Origin of the sequence: Kiloniella sp. (assembly GCF_048259265.1) — a bacterium.
Taxonomy (GTDB): Bacteria; Pseudomonadota; Alphaproteobacteria; order Kiloniellales; family Kiloniellaceae; genus Kiloniella.
Genome location: NZ_JBLXHT010000003.1, coordinates 122125 through 142201, shown reverse-complemented (window position 1 = coordinate 142201; position 20077 = coordinate 122125). Strand labels below are relative to the sequence as shown.

At 45.0% G+C, this 20077-nt stretch carries 18 protein-coding genes; 10 read left to right on the top strand and 8 right to left on the bottom strand.

Going from position 1 to position 20077, the window contains the following annotated elements:
- The first annotated feature begins 151 nt into the window (after positions 1 to 151).
- Both ndk and ACN0QW_RS06695 read left to right on the top strand, forming a co-directional pair.
- Positions 152 to 574 (top strand): nucleoside-diphosphate kinase, encoded by a 423-nt coding sequence (gene ndk / locus ACN0QW_RS06700; RefSeq protein WP_085900674.1) that lies wholly within the window; start codon positions 152 to 154, stop codon positions 572 to 574.
- 256 nt (positions 575 to 830) lie between these two features.
- Complete coding sequence (locus tag ACN0QW_RS06695) at positions 831 to 1958, top strand: aminotransferase class V-fold PLP-dependent enzyme (RefSeq protein ID WP_417429907.1); 1128 nt, start codon at positions 831 to 833, stop codon at positions 1956 to 1958.
- Between the two features lie 60 nt (positions 1959 to 2018).
- Here the strand turns inward: ACN0QW_RS06695 and ACN0QW_RS06690 are convergent, their stop codons facing one another.
- Positions 2019 to 2141 (bottom strand): hypothetical protein, encoded by a 123-nt coding sequence (locus ACN0QW_RS06690; RefSeq protein ID WP_417429905.1) that lies wholly within the window; start codon positions 2139 to 2141, stop codon positions 2019 to 2021.
- 222 nt (positions 2142 to 2363) lie between these two features.
- On the opposite strand from ACN0QW_RS06690, the gene ACN0QW_RS06685 reads away from it, so the two are divergent.
- On the top strand, positions 2364 to 3407 hold the full coding sequence (locus ACN0QW_RS06685) for a zinc-dependent alcohol dehydrogenase family protein (protein WP_417429903.1): 1044 nt from the start codon (positions 2364 to 2366) through the stop codon (positions 3405 to 3407).
- A gap of 121 nt (positions 3408 to 3528) precedes the next feature.
- On the opposite strand, the gene purN is transcribed toward ACN0QW_RS06685, so the two are convergent.
- The gene (gene purN, locus ACN0QW_RS06680; protein ID WP_417429901.1) at positions 3529 to 4176 is read right to left on the bottom strand and encodes a phosphoribosylglycinamide formyltransferase; all 648 of its coding nucleotides are present in this window, start codon (positions 4174 to 4176) and stop codon (positions 3529 to 3531) included.
- Positions 4164 to 5234, bottom strand: a complete 1071-nt coding sequence (gene purM / locus ACN0QW_RS06675; RefSeq protein ID WP_417429899.1) for a phosphoribosylformylglycinamidine cyclo-ligase — start codon at positions 5232 to 5234, stop codon at positions 4164 to 4166. Before purM ends, purN begins: the two co-directional genes overlap by 13 nt.
- Before the next feature lie 262 nt (positions 5235 to 5496).
- Here purM and ACN0QW_RS06670 point away from each other — a divergent pair, with 262 nt between their 5' ends.
- The 3 genes from ACN0QW_RS06670 to ACN0QW_RS06660 all read left to right on the top strand — a co-directional run bounded on the left by ACN0QW_RS06670 (position 5497) and on the right by ACN0QW_RS06660 (position 8611).
- The gene (locus tag ACN0QW_RS06670) at positions 5497 to 6729 is read left to right on the top strand and encodes a DUF2066 domain-containing protein (protein ID WP_417429897.1); all 1233 of its coding nucleotides are present in this window, start codon (positions 5497 to 5499) and stop codon (positions 6727 to 6729) included.
- A 69-nt stretch (positions 6730 to 6798) separates the two neighbouring features.
- Positions 6799 to 7887, top strand: a complete 1089-nt coding sequence (locus tag ACN0QW_RS06665; protein WP_417429895.1) for an AI-2E family transporter — start codon at positions 6799 to 6801, stop codon at positions 7885 to 7887.
- A 46-nt stretch (positions 7888 to 7933) separates the two neighbouring features.
- The gene (locus ACN0QW_RS06660) at positions 7934 to 8611 is read left to right on the top strand and encodes an HdaA/DnaA family protein (RefSeq protein ID WP_417429893.1); all 678 of its coding nucleotides are present in this window, start codon (positions 7934 to 7936) and stop codon (positions 8609 to 8611) included.
- Positions 8612 to 8669: 58 nt separating this feature from the next.
- Here ACN0QW_RS06660 and ACN0QW_RS06655 read toward each other — a convergent pair whose 3' ends face one another.
- The gene (locus ACN0QW_RS06655; protein WP_417429891.1) at positions 8670 to 9176 is read right to left on the bottom strand and encodes a SixA phosphatase family protein; all 507 of its coding nucleotides are present in this window, start codon (positions 9174 to 9176) and stop codon (positions 8670 to 8672) included.
- 135 nt (positions 9177 to 9311) lie between these two features.
- Between ACN0QW_RS06655 and ACN0QW_RS06650 the strand changes: the two genes are divergently transcribed.
- On the top strand, positions 9312 to 11489 hold the full coding sequence (locus tag ACN0QW_RS06650) for an RNA degradosome polyphosphate kinase (RefSeq protein ID WP_417429889.1): 2178 nt from the start codon (positions 9312 to 9314) through the stop codon (positions 11487 to 11489).
- A 55-nt stretch (positions 11490 to 11544) separates the two neighbouring features.
- Here ACN0QW_RS06650 and ACN0QW_RS06645 read toward each other — a convergent pair whose 3' ends face one another.
- Positions 11545 to 12687 (bottom strand): M23 family metallopeptidase, encoded by a 1143-nt coding sequence (locus ACN0QW_RS06645; RefSeq protein WP_417429887.1) that lies wholly within the window; start codon positions 12685 to 12687, stop codon positions 11545 to 11547.
- Complete coding sequence (gene rnd / locus ACN0QW_RS06640; protein ID WP_417429885.1) at positions 12665 to 13816, bottom strand: ribonuclease D; 1152 nt, start codon at positions 13814 to 13816, stop codon at positions 12665 to 12667. The genes ACN0QW_RS06645 and rnd overlap by 23 nt, the downstream gene beginning before the upstream one ends.
- Before the next feature lie 306 nt (positions 13817 to 14122).
- Between rnd and aspS the strand changes: the two genes are divergently transcribed.
- A complete protein-coding gene (gene aspS / locus ACN0QW_RS06635; RefSeq protein ID WP_417429883.1) occupies positions 14123 to 15916 on the top strand; it encodes an aspartate--tRNA ligase in 1794 nt (597 codons plus the stop codon).
- 183 nt (positions 15917 to 16099) lie between these two features.
- Positions 16100 to 16648 (top strand): hypothetical protein, encoded by a 549-nt coding sequence (locus ACN0QW_RS06630; protein ID WP_417429881.1) that lies wholly within the window; start codon positions 16100 to 16102, stop codon positions 16646 to 16648.
- Between the two features lie 96 nt (positions 16649 to 16744).
- On the opposite strand, the gene ACN0QW_RS06625 is transcribed toward ACN0QW_RS06630, so the two are convergent.
- Positions 16745 to 17503: a GGDEF domain-containing protein gene (locus ACN0QW_RS06625; RefSeq protein WP_417429879.1), complete on the bottom strand. Its 759-nt coding sequence runs from the start codon at positions 17501 to 17503 to the stop codon at positions 16745 to 16747.
- A 314-nt stretch (positions 17504 to 17817) separates the two neighbouring features.
- Between ACN0QW_RS06625 and ACN0QW_RS06620 the strand changes: the two genes are divergently transcribed.
- Positions 17818 to 18624, top strand: a complete 807-nt coding sequence (locus ACN0QW_RS06620) for an EipB family protein (protein ID WP_417429877.1) — start codon at positions 17818 to 17820, stop codon at positions 18622 to 18624.
- A gap of 37 nt (positions 18625 to 18661) precedes the next feature.
- Here ACN0QW_RS06620 and ACN0QW_RS06615 read toward each other — a convergent pair whose 3' ends face one another.
- Positions 18662 to 19960 (bottom strand): DNA polymerase IV, encoded by a 1299-nt coding sequence (locus ACN0QW_RS06615; protein WP_417429875.1) that lies wholly within the window; start codon positions 19958 to 19960, stop codon positions 18662 to 18664.
- Between the last annotated feature and the right edge of the window lie 117 nt (positions 19961 to 20077).

Here is a 20077-nt window from a genome sequence, read left to right as displayed (position 1 = left end):
GAGACTGAAGTGGGGGATGCGTCCCCTCGGATAACTGCCGAATAACTGCTAAGACAGAGATGTCATGTAATTAAAGTTGCCCCAAAGCATTTCTGGCTGTATAAGGCCGCCAAACGATTTCCATTCTTTATCTAAAGTAGGAGTGCCTGACATGGCTCTTGAGCGTACTTTCTCTATCATTAAACCCGATGCCACAAAGCGTAATCTGACTGGCAAAATCATTGCTAAGTTCGAAGAAGCAGGTCTTCGCATCGTTGCTTCCAAGCGTATTCACATGAGCCGCGAACAAGCTGAAGGTTTCTATGCTGTTCACAAAGAACGTCCTTTCTTTGGCGAACTCGTTGATTTCATGATTTCTGAGCCAGTTGTTGTTCAGGTTCTTGAAGGCGAAAACGCGATTGCTAAAAACCGCGAAGTTATGGGTGCAACTAACCCAGCCGAAGCAGATGCAGGTACAATCCGTAAAGAGTTCGCACTTTCAATCGGTGAAAACTCTGTACACGGTTCTGATGCTCCTGAAACAGCTGCTGAAGAAATCAAATATTTCTTCTCAGACGCTGAATTGGTTGGCTAATAGTCTTTCTGACTATACGAGATTTAAAAGGGGAGCTTCGGCTTCCCTTTTTTTTGTAGGGAAAATACCTGTTCCTTATTCTTTGCTTTGTCTGCTTACAATTTGTCCGCATTCAATTTTTCTGACGGCAAAAATTAAGTGTACTCTTCTTGTTAGTACGATCATTCTTATCTCGCAATACAACCGATCTGCCGTAATGAATGTCTTGACGCATTTTAACGGTAAAATTCAAATAGTTTTTTTTTGGTAAGGTCCGATGATAGATAACGTGAAATCCCTTTTTGATATCCCTTCTGATATTTGTTATTTGAATTGCGCTGCGCAGTCACCCATGTTGAAATCTGCCAAAATTGCCGGGAATGCAGGATTAGCGATCAAATCAAATCCTTGGACACTTGATCCGGATTTCTGGAATGAGCGTTCGGGTGAACTGAGAGCCCTTCTTGCTCAGATGATCTCGGCCCAAACGAACGATATCGCTCTTATTCCTTCCACAGCTTATGGTGTTGCCACGGCGGCAAAGAATCTATCTCTCAATAAGGGGCAAAATATTGTTCTGCTAGAGGGGCAATTTCCGTCTAATGTTATTGCATGGGAACAGAAAGCTAATGCATGTGGTGGTGAATTAAGCGTTGTTAAGCGTCCTGATGACTACGATTGGACACCTCATGTACTTGAGGCGATAACCGATAAAACTGCAATTGTAACACTGCCACCATGTCATTGGACTGATGGTAGTAAGATCGATCTCGTTGCCGTTGGAGATCGTTGCAGGGATAAAGGCGCGGCGCTGGTTATCGATGCGACCCAAGCGGTGGGTGCAATGACAATTGACGTTACGGCTATCCAACCTGATTTCCTTATTTGTTCTTCTTATAAATGGCTTCTTAGTCCGGTTGGATCTGCCTTTCTTTACGCTGCGCCTAAATGGCAAGAAGGGGAATCAATTGAATACAATAAATTCAACTGTGATGATCCAGATTCTTCTTTCGGGATGCATCAGCCCAAAGCTGGCGGGTTACGTTATGAAATGGGGGGGCGTAATAATTTTATTCTTCTGTCCATGGCTTTGGAATCAGCAACCCAGGTCAGTAAATGGGGGGCAGAAGAAGTTCAAAAAACACTCAGACCAATGACAAACCTTGTTGCTGAAATGGCAGGGGAGCGGGGCTGGAAAGTTCCAATCGGCGAAAACAGGGTTGCTCATATTATCGGTATTAGTTTTCCAAATCAAAAGATTGAAAGTCTGGCGAAAAAACTTGCCACTGAAAATGTTTTTGTCAGTGAAAGAGGTGAGGGTATTCGTGTGTCACCTTATCTCTATAACAGCAAAGATGATATCAAGCAGTTGTTCTCGGCACTTGATCGGTTTGTAGTCGTGTGAGAAAAGCAATAAAAAAAAGGAGGCTTTTCAGCCTCCTTTTTAAAGTCAGTTCAAGTAAACTTAAACCAGTGTTACTGCCATTAGGCCGAGAACGATCATAATTGCGATAACAGAATATGTGGAAACTTTTGTAAAGCTTTCCCAGCCGCGTTGGCGTTCAACTGTTAGTTCTTCGTTTGTCATTGTCGTGTGATCCTCTGTTCCACAAATATTTTATTATCTGGCCAGAGGCCAAATTCAGGACGACTTTACCAAAGGTTGGCGCTTTTTCAAGTCTGAACTGGTTTTCATAGCTAGGACTGGGATTGTTTTGTTCAGACTTAACTGTGTTTTGATTTTCAAGCCGGATATTTCTGAGTATCCTGTAAAATCCTTACCTGTTTCATGTCTTTAAGAAGAAAATCCATGCGTGCTGCTTATTATGAAGAATTCAATGGCGATATCAAAGTTGGTAACTTAGCTGACCCAACGCCTCCGGTTGGCGGTGTTGTACTTGAAGTCAAAGCCAATGGGGTTTGCCGGAGTGACTGGCATGGTTGGGTCGGTCATGACGGCGCAATTACGAGTTTTCCTCATGTGCCCGGGCATGAATGTGCAGGAACAATTGTTGCTGTTGGAGACGGGGTAACACGGTGGAAGACAGGGGATGAGGTTATTGTTCCCTTTAGCTGTGGATGTGGCCGCTGCCCGTCTTGTGCAAAGGGAAATGAGCATATCTGTGATGACGACTTTCAACCCGGATTTACGGGCTGGGGCGCTTTTGCACAGTATATGGCTGTCGAATATGCTGATGTTAATTTGGTGGCTTTGCCTGATCAGCTTGATCACGTGGTTGCGGCCAGTTTGGGGTGTCGCTTCATGACGGCTTTTCGTGGTGTTGTAAAACGTGGCCAAGTTGGTCCTGAACAATGGGTCGCCGTACATGGATGCGGTGGTGTCGGTTTGAGTTCCTTAATGATTGCCCGTGCGTTGGGGGCAAGGGTTATTGCCATTGATGTGAATGATCAGACCTTGGAACAGGCAAAGTTGTTAGGTGCAGAACATGTAATCAACGCGACAAAAGTCGATAATGTTGTCGAGGCCATCTTTTCAATTACCAATGGTGGCGCAGAGATTTCAATTGATGCGCTGGGATCACCGATAACGGCGTATAATTCGATTGCCTGTCTGGCGAAGCGTGGGAGGCATGTTCAAATTGGTCTGGCGGCGGGTGATCATAAGGATATGAATATCCCGATGAATTTGGTCATAGGTCGAGAGCTTGATCTGCTGGGAAGCCATGGTATGCAAGGTCATCAATATGATCAAATGCTTGATATGATTATCAAGGGTGAACTTTTCCCTGAAAAACTCATTGATCGTACCGTTGACCTACAAGAAGGCGCTGATGTTCTGATGAAGATGTCGACGATGTCGCCAAGTGGTGTGGTCGTTATAGATAAGTTTTAATGCCTCAATAGATAGAGGCATTTCGTTTTACAAAGTGGTATGGAATATAAAAAACCGCAGTCTTGGTTCAGACTGCGGTTTTTGTGGAGAACAATCTGCGTTGTAATCGCCAATTATCAGGTCAAGGATTACAGATCATTTCTTCTGTTGTTTGTGATGTTTCCTTGAAGGTGAGCTTATTGTCCAAGATTGTGATGTTCTTTTGGGCAATGAGCTTCAAACATTCCGGATAGAGCCTGTGTTCTGCGGTGAGGACGCGGGCAGCGAGGCTACTTTCCGTGTCTTCGGGGAGAACGGGCACTGCTGCTTGACCAACAATAGGGCCGCTATCCATTTCATGACGCACAAAATGAACGGTACAACCGTGAAGCTTGCAGCCTTCGTCCAGCGCACGTTGATGTGTGTCCAGACCGGGAAACAATGGCAATAGCGCAGGATGGATGTTGATCATACGGTTGTGCCAATGTTCAACAAATTCTTTTGTGACCAGACGCATAAAGCCAGCTAAACAAACGAATTCAACGTCTGAATTTTCCAAGGTTTCAGTGACGGCATTATCAAAATCAACACGACTTTTATAGTCGCGATGATTTACAGTTGCAGTAGCAACACCAGCTTTCTTTGCGCGTTCCAACCCTGCGACGTCTGGAACGTTAGAGATAACCAGAACGATTTCAGCAGGGAAAGCGGGATCTGCTGCGGCATCTAAAAGAGCCTGCAGATTACTTCCCCTGCCCGATATCAGAACGCCAACTTTTAAGCGGGCCACGTTTCTGCAAGCCTTTCAATCTGAACGGCTTCTTCGCCATCGCTGCGGGTTTCTACTGTGCCGAGAGAGACGACGGTTTCCCCTTGAGCTTGAAGAATACCTGTAACAGCTTCTACTTTGTCGGCGGCAACCACAACAGCCATGCCAATGCCGCAGTTGAATGTGCGCATCATTTCGTGTTCATCAATACCACCGACCTTAGCAAGCCAGCTAAAGACACGTGGAACAGGCCAGGAAATGCCGTCGATTGTTACACCCAGTCCTTCAGGTAAGACCCGGGGTAGGTTTTCGACAAATCCGCCCCCGGTGATGTGGGCAAAGGCCTTTACGCCTTCACCATGGGTACCAAAGGCGCGGATAGCCTCAAGGCAGCTTTTTACATAAATACGTGTTGGGGTAAGCAAAGCTTCGCCAAGAGTTACGCCATCCTGGAAAGGAGCGGGGTCACTGTATTTTAGACCAGAAATCTCAACAATCTTACGAATGAGAGAGTAGCCGTTTGAGTGAGGACCGCTTGATGCCAAGCCAAGAACAACGTCACCGTCTTTTACCAGATCACCGGTTAAGGCTTGCCCGCGTTCAACTGCGCCGACAGAAAAACCAGCGAGATCGTAATCATTATCGCTGTACATGCCCGGCATTTCAGCAGTTTCACCACCGATCAATGCACAGTTGGAAAGCACGCAGCCTTCTGCAATACCTGCAATAATATCGCGCCCAGCATCAACGCTCAGTTTACCTGTTGCGTAGTAGTCGAGGAAAAAGAGAGGTTCACCGCCCTGCACAACAAGGTCATTTACACACATGGCAACCAGATCGATTCCCACCGTGTCGTGTTTGTTCGCTTCAATGGCAACTTTCAGTTTCGTCCCGACACCATCATTACAGGCAATGAGAAGAGGATCAGTGAAGCCAGCAGCTTTGGGGTCAAAGAAAGCGCCAAAGCCACCAAGACCAGCCATGGAGCCTGAACGAGCAGTTGATTTTGCAAGGGGTTTAATGGCTTCAACAAGCTCATTTCCCGCGTCGATATCAACTCCGGCATCCTTGTAGCTCAAGGAATCAGGATTATTAGGGATGGTACTTATGGTATCCTCCTGTAACTTCGAGTATTAATGTACTCAAGTGTCTGAACCTGATAATAATCCCGGATCATTTCTAGCCGGTTAATGACACCGAGCGATTATGACGAATACGGATGAGATAACAGTCTCATTGAATAGTCACAGTTCGAGGTTATTATCAGGTTCAGATACGACCTAATGCATTCGGTATTAGGCTCTGTAATTTGGGAAGATACTTAATCCGGGATGGTTTGCAATGCGGTTTCGCCGCTTTTTCTATAAGACAGCATTTCTAACAACCTTTTTTGGGCTCGCGACAGGGCTTTGGCATTCGTCTGCTTCGGCGGCGAACGAGGTTTATACTGTTCGTGATATACCCGTTGATGCAACGGCTAATTCAGTGATCGAGGCGAAAAAAAATGCGTTAAGCCAAGGTTATGAAAAGGCTTTTCGTGCTCTGGCTCATAAGCTTGTGCCTGAACATGATCATGCAAAAGTTCCGAAATTGAATTCTAACGATGCGCTGAATTATGTGTTGGATATATCTTTATCTGCAGAAAAATCATCTTCTGTTCGATATATCGCAAATATGACGGTGCGGTTTAAAGAATCGCAGACTCGGGCGTTACTTCGTAATTCTGGTGCCGCAATCGCGGAAACAGTGAGCAAGCCGGTTTTGATTATCCCAATTGAAAAAAGAGCGGGGTCAAATCTGCTGTGGGAAGATAGCAATCAATGGCGAACAGCGTGGGGCGGTGTTGGTGCCAATAACGGCCTAGTGCCGTTGACAATGCCATTGGGTGATCTTGACGATCTTTCTTTGGTGGATGCAAAGGGAGCGTTAGCTGGCAGCGAAGGTTTATGGAAACTGGCGGCAAAGTACGGCAGCAGTGATGTTTTTCTGTCTGTGGCAGAAATCAACAATGATGGTGCGACTGCGAAAGTGTCAGCTGTTCGTGTCGGTCGTTTTGGCGAAGGCAGACGTTATCAGCTGAATGTGAACAAATCAGAAGGCGAAACAACACAAAAAATGTTGCGGCGTGCCGTGAGATCACTTGATAATTCTCTTCAACATGATTGGAAACAGGCGAACCTGTTACAGTTTGGGGTTGAGCGATGGATACAGGTCGAAGTTCCAATATCAGGCTTGCAGGATTGGGTATTGGTAAATAACCGGTTAGAGGGGGTTCCGGCGATCAACAAAGTAAAAACCCGGTCTATTAACCGTACACAAGTGAATCTCGACGTTTATTTCGCTGGGGATGAAAGACAATTGTCCTTGGCTCTGGCGCAAAAGGATTTGGCACTTGTGCTGAACCAGCGAAGCATTTGGGAACTGCAGATTTTAAACAGGCCAAAGGTCCAACAAGGCCTTACGCTACCATCACAAATTAATCAGGATCTTCCGCCTGAAGAAACCGTTGTCGATGAGGTAATTGTTCCAGAACAAGAAATTAATCTTGGTTCCGAGGAAGAGGTTAGTGAATGATTTAGCGGTTCTCTCTTGTAAGGGAAGTTAGGTTATTGTGATCGGTAATAAACGGTTGAGGGGAATAAAATGACGGCCGAACGGCAAATTAGATTCTGGCTTATTGGGCTGGTTGTTTTTCTATTATCTGTCTACGTGTTGCGCTCGGTTTTGCTGCCCTTTGTTGCGGGAATGGCAATCGCTTATTTTCTCGATCCAGTGTGTGACAAGCTCGAAGAGATGGGGTTGTCACGTGTTCTGGCCACGACGCTCGTCACGATTGCTTTTTTATTGATACTTATCGTTGCTCTCATTCTGCTTGTTCCCGCTTTGATTGGGCAGGCTGTTGACCTGGTCGAAAGCCTCCCGAAACTTGTCGAAGCAGTTCGGGGACAGATGAGCAAATTGCTATTGATGATTGAAGATCGCGTTGATCCGACCAGTGTTGTTAATCTTAAAGAAGCTTTTGGGGACAGCCTGAAATCCGTAACACAGTGGCTTTCTCGTTTTGCTGGCAGTTTGATTGATGGTGGAGTTGCATTTGCCAATCTGGTTTCCTTACTGGTTATCACGCCTGTTGTGACCTTTTATTTACTTAGAGATTGGGACAGAATTGTTGCCAAAGTAGATAGCTGGTTGCCAAGGTCACAATTGGAAACAATCCGGCGTTTAGCAAAAGAAGTTGATGAAACCTTGGCCGGATTTATTCGGGGTCAGGGCACTGTTTGCCTTGTGCTTGGCGGGTTTTATGCTGTTGGCCTCAGCCTGTCGGGGCTTAATTTTGGCCTTGTGCTGGGGATGGTGGCTGGTCTGCTTTCCTTTATTCCTTTTGTTGGGTCCATCATTGGTCTGATTTTGTCTGTCGGATTGGCCTTTTTCCAATTTGATAGCTGGGGGCCAATTGCGGTTGTTGCTGGGGTCTTTTTTGCCGGGCAAATTTTAGAAGGTAACATTTTGACCCCAAAACTTGTCGGAGAGAAAATAGGTTTGCACCCTGTATGGGTTATCTTCGGTTTACTGGCCGGGGGTGCATTGTTTGGCTTTGTTGGCATGCTGTTGGCTTTGCCTGTTGCAGCCGTTATTGGTGTTGGTGTTCGTTTTGCCTTGAGCGAATATATGGACAGTCGTTATTATTATGGTATCAATCGCCCCAAGAATTTGCAGGATAAAGATTCGTAAAGCATTCAACCTAAATAACGAAGTAGTTAAACGGCTTACATCATAAATGGATAGTTCACAGCTGCCGCTAGATCTTGGTCATCGTCCAGCCCTTGGACGAGAAGATTTCCTTGTTGCACCTTGCAACGAGGTTGCGGTCGCATGTGTTGATCAATGGCCGGAATGGCCGGGGCATGCACTGGCCTTTTATGGACCATCTGGTTGCGGGAAAACGCATCTTGCCCATGTTTGGCGAATGGAAAGTGCTGCTGTTTTTGTTACTGCCAAGGATTTATTAACGTCAGAACCAACCGAGCTTTTGAAAAAACAGGGTGGGTGTATTCTCGATGATATTCAGGAATACTTGACGCAAGATGCTGAGCTACAGCGAAAGCTTTTTCATCTGTACAACTATGCCCGAGAAGAGGCGGGATATCTTCTTTTTACGGGGCGAGAGGCTCCGGCTCGGTGGGGTGTTTCCTTGCCTGATCTATCATCGCGGTTATCTGCTATTCCATCCTTTGAGATGGGGGCACCGGACGAGTTTTTGTTCGAAGCCTTGCTGGTAAAATTGTTTTATGATCGTCAGTTGACGATATCCAAAGAAGTTTTAAGGTTTTTGGTTCTGAGGTTGGATCGGTCGTTTCAGGCTGCGCGTGAGATTGTCTCTGTTCTTGATCAGGAATCTTTGGCTTCGCAACGCGAGATAACAATACCCTTCATTAAGTCTGTTCTCGAAGCCTAGATCTTTGGTTATCAGGGTATGGTTTAAGACGTAAAGCAACAAAGGTTTTTTTTGTGCCTTATTCTCCTGGAAAATAAATATGTTCCAATTTTGTATTTTCTTTTGTCAGATCTGCCCAGACGGTGCTTGTGCTTTTTAGAATACCGTATCCAGCAGGGGGAAGCCCCCCATAAATTCGTTGAAAAGCTGTATCCTTAGAATTTGGCCCACTTATGTCGAACAAAAACTGACTAAGTCCCGGATTATGCCCGACAAGTACAATTGTCGTGTGCTGGTCAGATAATTCAATCAACGTTTTATATATAATCTGAGGAGCGGCGAGATAAAGTTCAGGAAAACTCTTCAATTCAATACCGCGCTCTAATGTCTTTTTGATAACAGCAGAAGTTTCCATGGCTCTTACCGCTGATGAGGTAATGATAATCGACGGAGAAGCATCGCTCATTTTTTTACTCAGCCAGCTGGCTTCGTTCAGTCCCTTCTCGGTAAGGGGGCGCTCCCGATCTTGCTGGTTTTGCTTTGGATAGTGGGTTGTAGCGTGGCGTGCGAGATAAATTTTTTTCATATGACAACACAAGTATATTACGAGCTAGTTTTCTTTGGGCTATTGACTATACTACATAGATAGCCAGATATATTTTTTACTATTATTTTACAGTATTTACGTAGAATTCTTTTACCCACAATTCAGGAGACATTTATGACCGCTAAGGCAGCTCAACAAGATCAAAGAGCAAATAACTCTCAACAAGAGGGTGAAGTATTGTCTATTGCGGCTGATTCTCCAAGCAGGTTTATAAACCGAGAGCTTTCCTGGATTGCCTTTAACGAACGTGTTCTCGAAGAGGCTGATAATCCATCTCACCCTTTACTTGAACGCCTAAGGTTCCTGTCGATCTCTTCAGGTAACCTGGATGAGTTCTATATGGTACGTGTCGCTGGTCTGATGGGGCAGGTGAATGCGGGTGTTACCTCGCGCAGTCAGGACGGGCTAAGCCCTGATCAACAGCTGAAAGCAATCGATGCGCAAGCTGCAAAGCTGATGCACCGTCAACAGCTTATCTGGTCTTCTATAAGGCAGGAATTAAGACAGGCAGATTTTGATCTTTTAAGTGTTGATGAGCTAACCGACCAGGATAAAGTCTGGCTGGAAGAATATTTTCAGGATCAGGTATTTCCCATCCTGACACCAATTGCGATCGATCCGGCACATCCTTTTCCCTTTGTTCCAAATCATGGGTTTTGCATGGTCTTGGAATTGGAAGATGTGCAGGATGACAAATATATAAATGGCTTGATTGCGATGCCGCATCAGCTAAATCGTTTTATTCGAATACCGGGCGAACATCATCGCTTTATTCGCTTGGAACAAGTCATTCGTTTGCATCTGTCGCAGTTATTCCCGGGCTTTGATGTTATTAGTGTCGGGCATTTCAGGTTGCTCCGAGATAGTGATATCGAGATTGAGGAAGAGGCGGAAGATCTGGTCCGAGTTTTTGAAAGTGCGCTTAAACGCCGCCGTAGAGGAAGCTGTATACGTCTTTCTATTGACGCCAATATGTCGGAAAATTTACGCGCTTTTGTAACGCGGGAACTAGATGTTGATCCCGAGAGGATGTTTGTTCTTGAGGGGCTCTTGGGTCTTGTCGATACTAAGCGGCTTATTGTGAAAGATCGTCCGGATTTGGTTTTTCAACCCTATACACCGCGGTTTCCTGAACGTATTCGAGAATTCGGGGGTGATTGTTTTGCGGCAATCCGGGAAAAGGATTTACTGGTTCATCACCCCTATGAAAGTTTTGACGTTGTTGTTCAGTTCGTTCGTCAAGCAGCAAAAGATCCGGCTGTTGTGTCCATCAAGCAGACGCTTTATCGAACCAGTGAAGATTCACCTATTGTTAAAGCCCTGATCGAAGCTGCTGAACGCGGAAAAACAGTGACGGCATTGGTGGAATTGAAAGCACGTTTTGACGAAGAGCGTAATATCCGTTGGGCCAGAAATATGGAACGCGCAGGCGTTCAGGTTATTTATGGATTTATTCAGCTAAAAACCCATGCGAAATTATCGCTGGTCGTCCGCCGTGAAGGCAAAAAGCTAAAGTCATACGTGCACTATGGAACAGGTAACTATCACCCCATAACAGCCAAGGTCTATACTGATCTTTCGTTCTTTAGTTCTGATCAGGCATTGTGCCGTGATACGGCAAAGCTTTTTAACTACATTACGGGTTATGCCAAGCCGCTTCCGATGGAGAAAATTGACTATGCGCCGCTAACCTTCAGGGAAAGGTTATTGCAGCATATTCAAAGAGAAATCGAACTGGCCAAAGAAGGTAAACCTGCCACGATCTGGGCCAAGATGAATGCGCTTGTGGATCGTCAGGTTATTGATCAGCTTTACAAAGCTTCTCAGGCCGGGGTGTCTATCGAGTTGGTTATTCGTGGAATTTGTTGTCTGCGTCCGGGGGTTCCGGGCTTGTCGGAAAACATTCGTGTTAAATCATTGGTTGGTCGCTATCTGGAACATGGGCGTATCGTTATCTTTGGCGATGGTCACACAATTCCATCCAGAAAAAATAAAGTCTTCATTTCATCAGCAGACTGGATGCCGCGAAACCTTGATCGGCGTGTTGAGAGTTTTGTGCCGATTGAAAATCCAACGGTTCATCAACAAGTGCTCGAACAGGTGATGATCGCGACATTAAATGACACGGCTCAATCTTGGGATTTGCAAGCTGATGGTAGCTACATTCGAAAAGAAAGGTGTGAGGAGAGTTTCTCTGCTCATAACTACTTTATGAATAATCCCTCTCTTTCTGGGCGTGGCACCTCATTAAAAGACAAACGGTCGACACCGCGTTTAAAAAGGCTTCTCTAAGGGAGATGTTTAAGACTGTTGAGGTACTTTCCATGTAAATTGGAGGTGCTGGATATTAGTTTGGTGATGAGAATATTTCTGTTGGTGAAGAGATTTCCATGGACCGGTCTATATTAATAATTGTTTCCGGTTCTCTCTGATTTTTTTTGCGACGAAGCTTGTAGTTAACTTGATAGGTTCCTGCTGGTAAAGGCAGGCTTCTGCTGTAATAAAATCCCCTTAGCCCTTGGACCGAGCTTTTCTCGATCTCGTCACTCCGCCGATATACATCACCGTCGGGTAAAAGTATTTTTAACTCTTCCATATCACCCTGTCGGATACCCCATAGGCTGACCCAAAAATAAAATTCTTTGCTATCAGCAGGGAAAAGATTGATTTCAACCTTCAAGGTATCAAGCTCTTCGTAATCAGGAAAATGATCAGAAAAACCAGTACGGAAAACGCCAGCATCTTTGTACCCAAGTTTGGCATTGGCCTCTGCTGACCAAAAAGAACGCCCTGTTGCCGCTTGATCGCAGCCCTCACGACCTGTCATGCCTGTAAAGGGATCAATATTTTTCCCTCTGTAGGAAAGATGAAAGTGTAAATGAGGAAAACTTGTTGACCCAGATAGGCCAACGAGACCCAGAAGAGATCCCTGAGAGACTTCTTGTCCGGGTTTTACGATCACACTGCCTTGGCGTAAATGACCATAGTGTGTGCGCCAACCATCGCCGTGGTTAATGACCACTGAGTTGCTTGGCTTTGGTGCCAGGCCTAGGGACGATTTGATTTCTTGTTGATTCAAGGCACGATCTGGAATCCCGTCCTTGATAATTTCAATTTTGCCCTTTGCAGCAGCCAGAACAGGGAAGCCGCTTTCTTTCCACTGTGGTGAGCTAACTCTTATATCTATGCCCTGATGCCCGTTATAGGTCAAAATACCACAGGTGTGGTCCAGAGCTTCGGGGCCGGGATCGTAATCAAAGTAGTGTTGAATAAAGCAATCGCTATCAGTGTCACATGCTACGGGAAAGGCCAGCAAAGGTGCGGGCGGCTTTTGTGGTGCCGTTAACGCGGGGGGTGAGAATAGTAATGCTATTCCTATGAATAGAGCACAAGAATAGATCGTACAGGTATGAAAAATACCTGTCGTAACAACCCTATTGCAGAGATAGAAATTAGCTCTCCGCAGTTTAGCCGAGATCCTCCACGACAAGCTTGCCATCCTTGATGCTAAGAGCAATGAGACCTTTTTTTAGACGTAACGCCTTGTCACCGAAGACTTCGCGGCGCCAGCCGGATAGTGCGCGGACTTTGGCATTATCATCTGCCGCAATTTTTTCCAGATCGCTGCTGTTGGCAATGAGTTTTTGTGCGACATCAAATTCATCACAGCATTGCTTGAGCAGAACTCTGAGCAGGTCGATGATTGCGGCAAGTCCATTGTTAGGGATATGGCGTTCTTTTGCTTTTGGACAGGCATCTTTAGGTAGATCCATTGCGATCTTAACTGCCGCAAGGATTTCCTTTCCAAGACGACCTTCGGCCATATCAACCGAGACACCACGGGTCTTGGAAAGTTCCTTGGCATTGGTTGGCCGGTTGGAAGCAATATCGTAAAGCTGTTCGTCTTTAACCACCCTGCCACGGGGTGTATTCCGTCGTTGTGCTTCGCGTTCTCGCCACGCACCCAGTTCTTTCAAGATAGCAAGATAACGACGATCATTGGATCTCGTTTTTAATCTCAGCCAAGCCGTATCAGGATCCTGGCGATATGTTTCTGGATCTTCAAGTATGGCCATTTCTTCGGCGAGCCAGTGTTCACGACCATTTTTGTCAATCTGTGAACGTAATTTCGCATAGATATCCCGCAGGTGGGTTACATCTGAAATGGCATAGGATATCTGTTTGGGCGTCAGGGGGCGCTTGGACCAATCTGCAAAACGGGCGGATTTATCAATATCTACGTTCAGAAGTTTTTTTGCGAGATTGTCATACCCAATCGAATCGCCAAAACCACAGACCATGGCTGCCAGCTGTGTATCAAAGAGCGGCGCAGGAACTTCATCCATGAGAAGGCAGAAGATTTCGAGGTCCTGACGAGCAGAGTGGAAAACTTTCAATACTCTTTGATTTTTCATCAAATCAAAAAGTGGTGTGAGGTCAATGTCAGGCGCCAGTACATCAATAGCTGCATAATTATGAGTATCAGCGACCTGGACAAGACAGAGTTTGGGCCAATAGGTCTGGTCCCGAAGGAACTCTGTGTCTACGGTTACGACATCAGATTTAGCCAAGTCCTGGCAGAGATCTGATAGTTCTTTACTGGATGTAATCAATGTCATGACGCGACTATACGTGCCTGATCCCTGCTTAGAAAGATGAATATGGTTAATAAGTAAAAATGACTTTCTGATAGGGGGGATATCCGCATAATTTGCTGCTTGTGAAAATTATTTAGTCACTTTCTTCAAAGTTGAGGCGCAAAACCTTGACAAATTGCCAATCTGATGCCTTTTTCCAACGGAATAATTTATGATTTTGGCAGTATGTAAAGTTTGAATTGAAATCGATAGCCTGCAAGGTTCGGTTTAAATCGCTCTACATAAAAATTGCTGGATCGAGATAGCTATAATACCAAAGGAAATACTATGCATCCTTATCGTTCCCATAACTGTGCTGAACTGCGCCTTTCTGATGAAGGTCAGCAGGTTCGCCTTTCTGGTTGGGTTCACCGTAAACGTGACCACGGTCAGCTTCTTTTTGTAGATCTACGCGATAGCTTTGGTATTACCCAGTGTGTCGTTGATGTTTCTAGCCCACTTTTTGAAATGCTGGAAAATACACGTGTTGAATCTGTGATCACTGTGACAGGCGATGTGGTTACTCGTACGGCTGAAACGATCAACGGTGCTTTGCCGACAGGTGAGATCGAAGTCCGCGTTCGTGAGCTTGAAATCCAGTCCCGTGCAGAAGTGTTGCCGCTTCAGGTGAACTCTGATGAAGACGCTGGCGAAGACACAAGACTGCGTTATCGTTATCTGGATTTACGCCGTGAAAAGATGGTGAAGAAGCTAAAGCTTCGTTCCGGTGTAATCTCTTCTTTGCGTCGTCGGATGATTGAACAGGATTTCATGGAAATTCAAACACCCATCTTGACGGCTTCAAGCCCCGAGGGTGCACGTGACTTTCTGGTCCCAAGCCGTATACATCCGGGTAAATTTTACGCGCTGCCACAGGCACCACAGATGTTCAAACAGCTGTTGATGGTTGGTGGTGTCGATCGTTATTTCCAGGTTGCTCCTTGCTTCCGTGATGAAGATAGTCGTGCAGATCGTTCCCCTGGCGAGTTTTATCAGCTCGATTTTGAAATGAGTTATGTGACTCAGGACGATGTATTTAATGCGATCGAACCTGTGCTTCACGGTGTGTTTGAAGAATTTGCCGAAGGACGCGAAGTTTCTCCCTATCCGTTTGTGCGTATCCCTTACGCAGAATCGATGGCCAAATATGGTTCAGATAAACCCGACCTTCGTAACCCAATTATCATCAATGACGTAACCGAAGCATTCCGTGGTTCAAGCTTTGGCATTTTTGCCCGTGCTATCGAAGGTGGTAACGTCGTTCGCGCAATTCCTGCGCCGGGGACTGCTGGAAACCCACGTAGCTTCTTTGACAAGTTCAATGACTGGGCACGTAAAGAAGGCGCCGCAGGTCTTGGCTATATCATCTATGATAAGGAAGGCGTTCCTAAGGGACCTATCGCCAAGAACCTAGATGAAGATCGTCTGGCTAAGATCAAAGAAATTGCAGGCCTAGAGAATGGGGACGCAGTGTTCTTTGCTTGTGACAAGGAATTGGCTGCTGCCAAATTTGCAGGACATGTTCGTAATAAGCTGGGTACTGATCTTGATCTTCTGGACAAGAGCGTTTTCAAATTCTGCTGGATTGTTGACTTCCCAATGTTTGAGGCGGATGAAGACACAGGAAAAATTGACTTCAGCCATAACCCGTTCTCTATGCCTCAGGGGGGAATGGAAGCACTGGAAACACAAGATCCTCTGACCATTAACGCGTATCAGTACGACATCGTCTGTAACGGTATAGAGCTGTCTTCTGGTGCGATCCGTAACCACCGTCCTGATATCATGTATAAGGCTTTCGAAGTTGCTGGTTACAGTAACTCTGATGTGGAAGAGAGTTTTGGTGGTATGCTGTCAGCATTTAAGTTTGGTGCGCCGCCACACGGTGGTTCCGCACCAGGTGTTGACCGTATGGTGATGATGCTGGCTGATGAGCCAAACATTCGCGAAGTAATCGCTTTCCCGATGAACGGTAAGGCTGAAGATCCGCTTATGCAGGCTCCAGCTGAAGTTGATGAAGATCGTTTGCGCGAGTTGCACATCAAACTTGATCTGCCTTTGGAAGATACAGAAGAGAGTTAATTCTCTGACTATTGATCAAGGGGTAACCCGGATTAGGTAATAAGAATCGAATCGCCCTGCTGATCTAGGCAGGGCGATTTTGACTCGTAGCGGTTGTGTATTCGACAAGACAACCGCAGCTTGGAGTCGAAAATTAGATAAAATTTGATCTTTTGGGAGGTTTTCCTTGCACGGGAAAGCTAAATGACTCATGATTCTCAAAAGCTTATCGTTATTCTTGGGGGGAATATCATGCGAAAAACTCTTGTCGCTTCGACTCTTGCGCTTACATTGAGCGGCTGTGCGTTGCCTCCTGCTATTGGAGTTGCTTCTTTAGCAGTTGATGTTGCGAGCTACTTTTTTAGCGGGAAAACACTGACTGACCACGGTATCTCGGCCGTAGCACAACAGGATTGTGCCCTTATCCGCTTGATGGAAGGGGAACTGTGTGATGATTATGTTGATTTTGAAGTTGCAGATGCAACGCTTGCGCCTCTTTCTCCTGTGGATGAAATAGAGATCGCGGCTGTTTCTGACTTGGAGACCTCGGTTAGCTATTTTGCCGAAGATGCACAGCTCGGGGCAACAGACCCGACAGAAGTATCTGCCTATTCTGAAGAAATAGCAGTGATTAATGTGCAGACGGATCACTTAAAGACAACCAAAATTTCAGTTGATGATGAAGTTGCTGAAATTTTGGATAGTGCTGATTATCTTGCTGATGATCTAAAGCCAATGGAATTTGACGGCTAGATATATCAAGGCCTGATTGTAGTATGAAAAAAAATGCCCTGAATATTATCAGGGCATTTTTTTTAGGAAATTTGAAGAGAGCTGCGTAACTGAAAATTAGAGTGTTCTTTTTTCTATATATTTAGGGCCGAGATGACAGGCGATCTGGTTGCCTTTGTTTTGGTACATAGATTTATCAGCGAGGTGAAGTAATTGGTTGGGATTTGTACCAGCTGTATATTTTTCATGCCCAACGCTAACGGATACAGGGATTTCGTGTTGGCCCCAGCGTACGATAAGCGTATTTAAAATTTTGTTGAGCTTGCCGATAATTGCATCGACCCTGTCCGGTGCTGTGTTGGGCATAAGGATCGCGAATTCATCCCCGCTTAAGCGTGCGATGTAATCGCTTTTCCGACAACGCTTTACCAGTGCCTTGGCGACTTCTTTCAGAACACAGTCACCAGCCATATGGCCATAAGAATCATTGATAGATTTAAAATGATTCATATCGCATATAACAAGGATGCCCTGGTCTCCGGTGCGTGTCGCGCGGTTTAGGGTACGATCAAGTTCAACCTGGAAACCGCGACGATTAAGAAGGCTAGTCAATTCATCTGTAATCGAAAGGTTTTCTAAATAACGAATGCGTTCATGTTGTTCGGACAGTGTTTGTTCTGCCAAGGCAGCGGCTTCTAATAATTCAATGATCTGTTTATCTGATATTGGTTTGTTTTTGCTGGGCTGGGTATAGGCTATACGACGCAGTCTAAACATAAGATTATCGCGGTCTGCCGATAGTTTTATGTCGTCACTTTTTCCAAAAGCTGCAGGATATAAAGAGTCAGATCCGTTAAATGCATCCGTATAAGTCACACTCGCCACCATTTCCAATTAAAGATAACGAAGTAAATAAAGCAATTTATATGCCAGAAATCGCGTAATGACTAAGCCTCTGTTTTAACGTCAGGAACATATTTTCACAGGCGTGTCTGTTAGGGGGGGGGCGTAATTTTTTCCATTAAAATTTACATAAAAGACTATTGATGGGTAAAATGTGACTAGTTCAATTCTGATACCCGATAGTTTTTATCGTTGAATATGCCTCAATCTTGCCTGAAATAGTGAGTACTTAGATAAAGGCTGCGTTTTTCTAGGCTTCTTAATTTATAGAAATGGATTTCCTTAATATGCGTAAATGGCAGAAAAAAATAATTTGTTTATCGGCTTCTGCTGCGGCGTTATTGTTTATTAATACCAGTATTGCAGAACCAAACTCTGTCGATTTACTTTTGCATAAAGCAACCTATGACCTACGTTTAAACAGCTCGCATCAAGGGGCTATTAACAGTATGGCGGGGCAAATAGAATATGATTTGACGACTGATTGTCGTGGATGGCTCATGACAAACGATCTTGAAATGAGTGTCGTTTATAGCACTGGTCAACGAATGGATATGGACCTTAATATTAATACCTGGGAAGCGTTAGATGGGCAACGGTATCGGTTTACAGTGATACAAGATGGCAATCTGTCTGGTCATAGCAGTTATATTGGCAAGTCTTCTCGTGCGGGGGCAGGGGAAACGGTTCTGGCTGAAATCACAGAACCTGAAAAACAAAATATTGAGTTGAAAGACGTTATCTATCCATCTGCTTTTTTAAAAGATATTATTCTCGCGGCTAAAGAGGGTGAAACTGCCTTAAACAGAGTTGTATTTGATGGGACTGCCGAACTGGAGGCCTTTAAGGCGTCTGCGATTATCTTGCCTAATGAAGAGTATGAAACACCATCTGAATTAAGAGATAAAGTTTCATGGAAGGTCTTCCTCGCGTTTTATGAGGTGGGGTCGAAAAGTACTCTGCCAATACAGGAACAAAAACTTACACTTTATGAGAATGGTGTCGTGACTTCTATTGATTTGGATTTTGGGGATTTCTCTGTAAAGGGGAAGCTCTCTGGACTTGAAGTTCATAATCCTCCTCAATGTGGATAGTCACGAAGAAGTTTGCCTAAGAGGAGGCAATGACCGATTATTTTTTAGTGTCTTGTCTAGAAGCGCTTTGATAAGAGCGACCTTTTTGAATGCTGTCTGTGCCCAGCTTATCGCGAACCTTATCTAGTGCTGTTTCTATTTTCTTGCGTTTTTCTTTTTCTGGATCAAGTAGGTCTTGTGGGTCAGCAAGTTCCGCTGAGACAAGCTCACTCCCTCCGACACCGATTAAACGAAAGCGTTGTCCGTTACACTGTTCTTTCAACAGCGGCAATGTTGTTTGGTAAATTTCCTCGGCGAGTTGCGTCGGTGCAAAAGCTTTTCGACTGCGGGAGATCAGGCGGAAATCACCTGTTTTTAGTTTAAGGTTTATTGTGCTCGCCGCGAATTGTTTTTTCTTTAGACTGCTAGAAACATTTTCGCACAGTCGCCAAAGAATGACAGAGAGCTCACCAAAATCTTTAATATCATCGTTAAAAGTTGTTTCGTTTGATATGCTTTTCGTGGGGGATTTAGGGTTAACTGTTCTTCCATCTTCTCCACGGATAAAATGGAACATTCGTTGCCCCATTTGTCCGTATTTTTTCATTAGCTCTTCTTCTGAGTAAGGGAGAAGATCTTTAATCTGTCTTAAGCCATCTTGGTGAAGTTGCCTTTCCAGGCTTTTGCCTACGCCCCAAATAAGCCTCACAGGCTGTTCTTTTAAAAACTCTTGTGTATTGCTAAGCCCAAGCACTGAAAAACCGCGTGGTTTATCCAAATCAGATGCAATTTTCGCCATCGACTTGTTATAGCTTAAGCCAACAGAAGCTGTTATCCCGATATTTTCTTCTATGTTTTTGATAAGTTTAACGAGGGTGATAGCTGGGCAGTGTCCATGCAATTTCTCTGTCCCCGACAAGTCCAAAAACGCTTCATCAATAGAGAGTGGTTCGACCAAGGGGGTTAGGGCTTGCATCATGCCTCTAACTCTTAGACCTTCTTCTTTGTACTTATACATGTTGGGTTTGACCACAACTGCACTGGGGCAAGCCTTGAGGGCTTTGAACATCGGCATAGCTGATTTGACACCATAAAGCCGAGCCAAATAACATGCTGTCGAGACCACACCTCTTTTTCCACCGCCTATAATCACTGGTTTATCTTGTAGTGCCGGGTCGTCTCTTTTTTCCACACTGGCATAAAAGGCATCACAATCTATGTGAGCCATCGATAAAACACTGAGTTCAGGATGGCTGATTAGTCTGGGTGAGTGACAGTTGGCGCATCGAGTTGGCCTAGCTTGGGAAACCGGGGGTGTTTCGCGCCAATGAAAACAGTCTCTGCAAAGATCAGGCATGGGAATTCACGTTTATTTATTGTTCTTATTTTATACTCTTTATGTTCTTAGATTTGCAAGATTTTACAATTTAAAATCATTCATGACTCTCGGCGTGTAAGGAGGTCTATCTTTGCA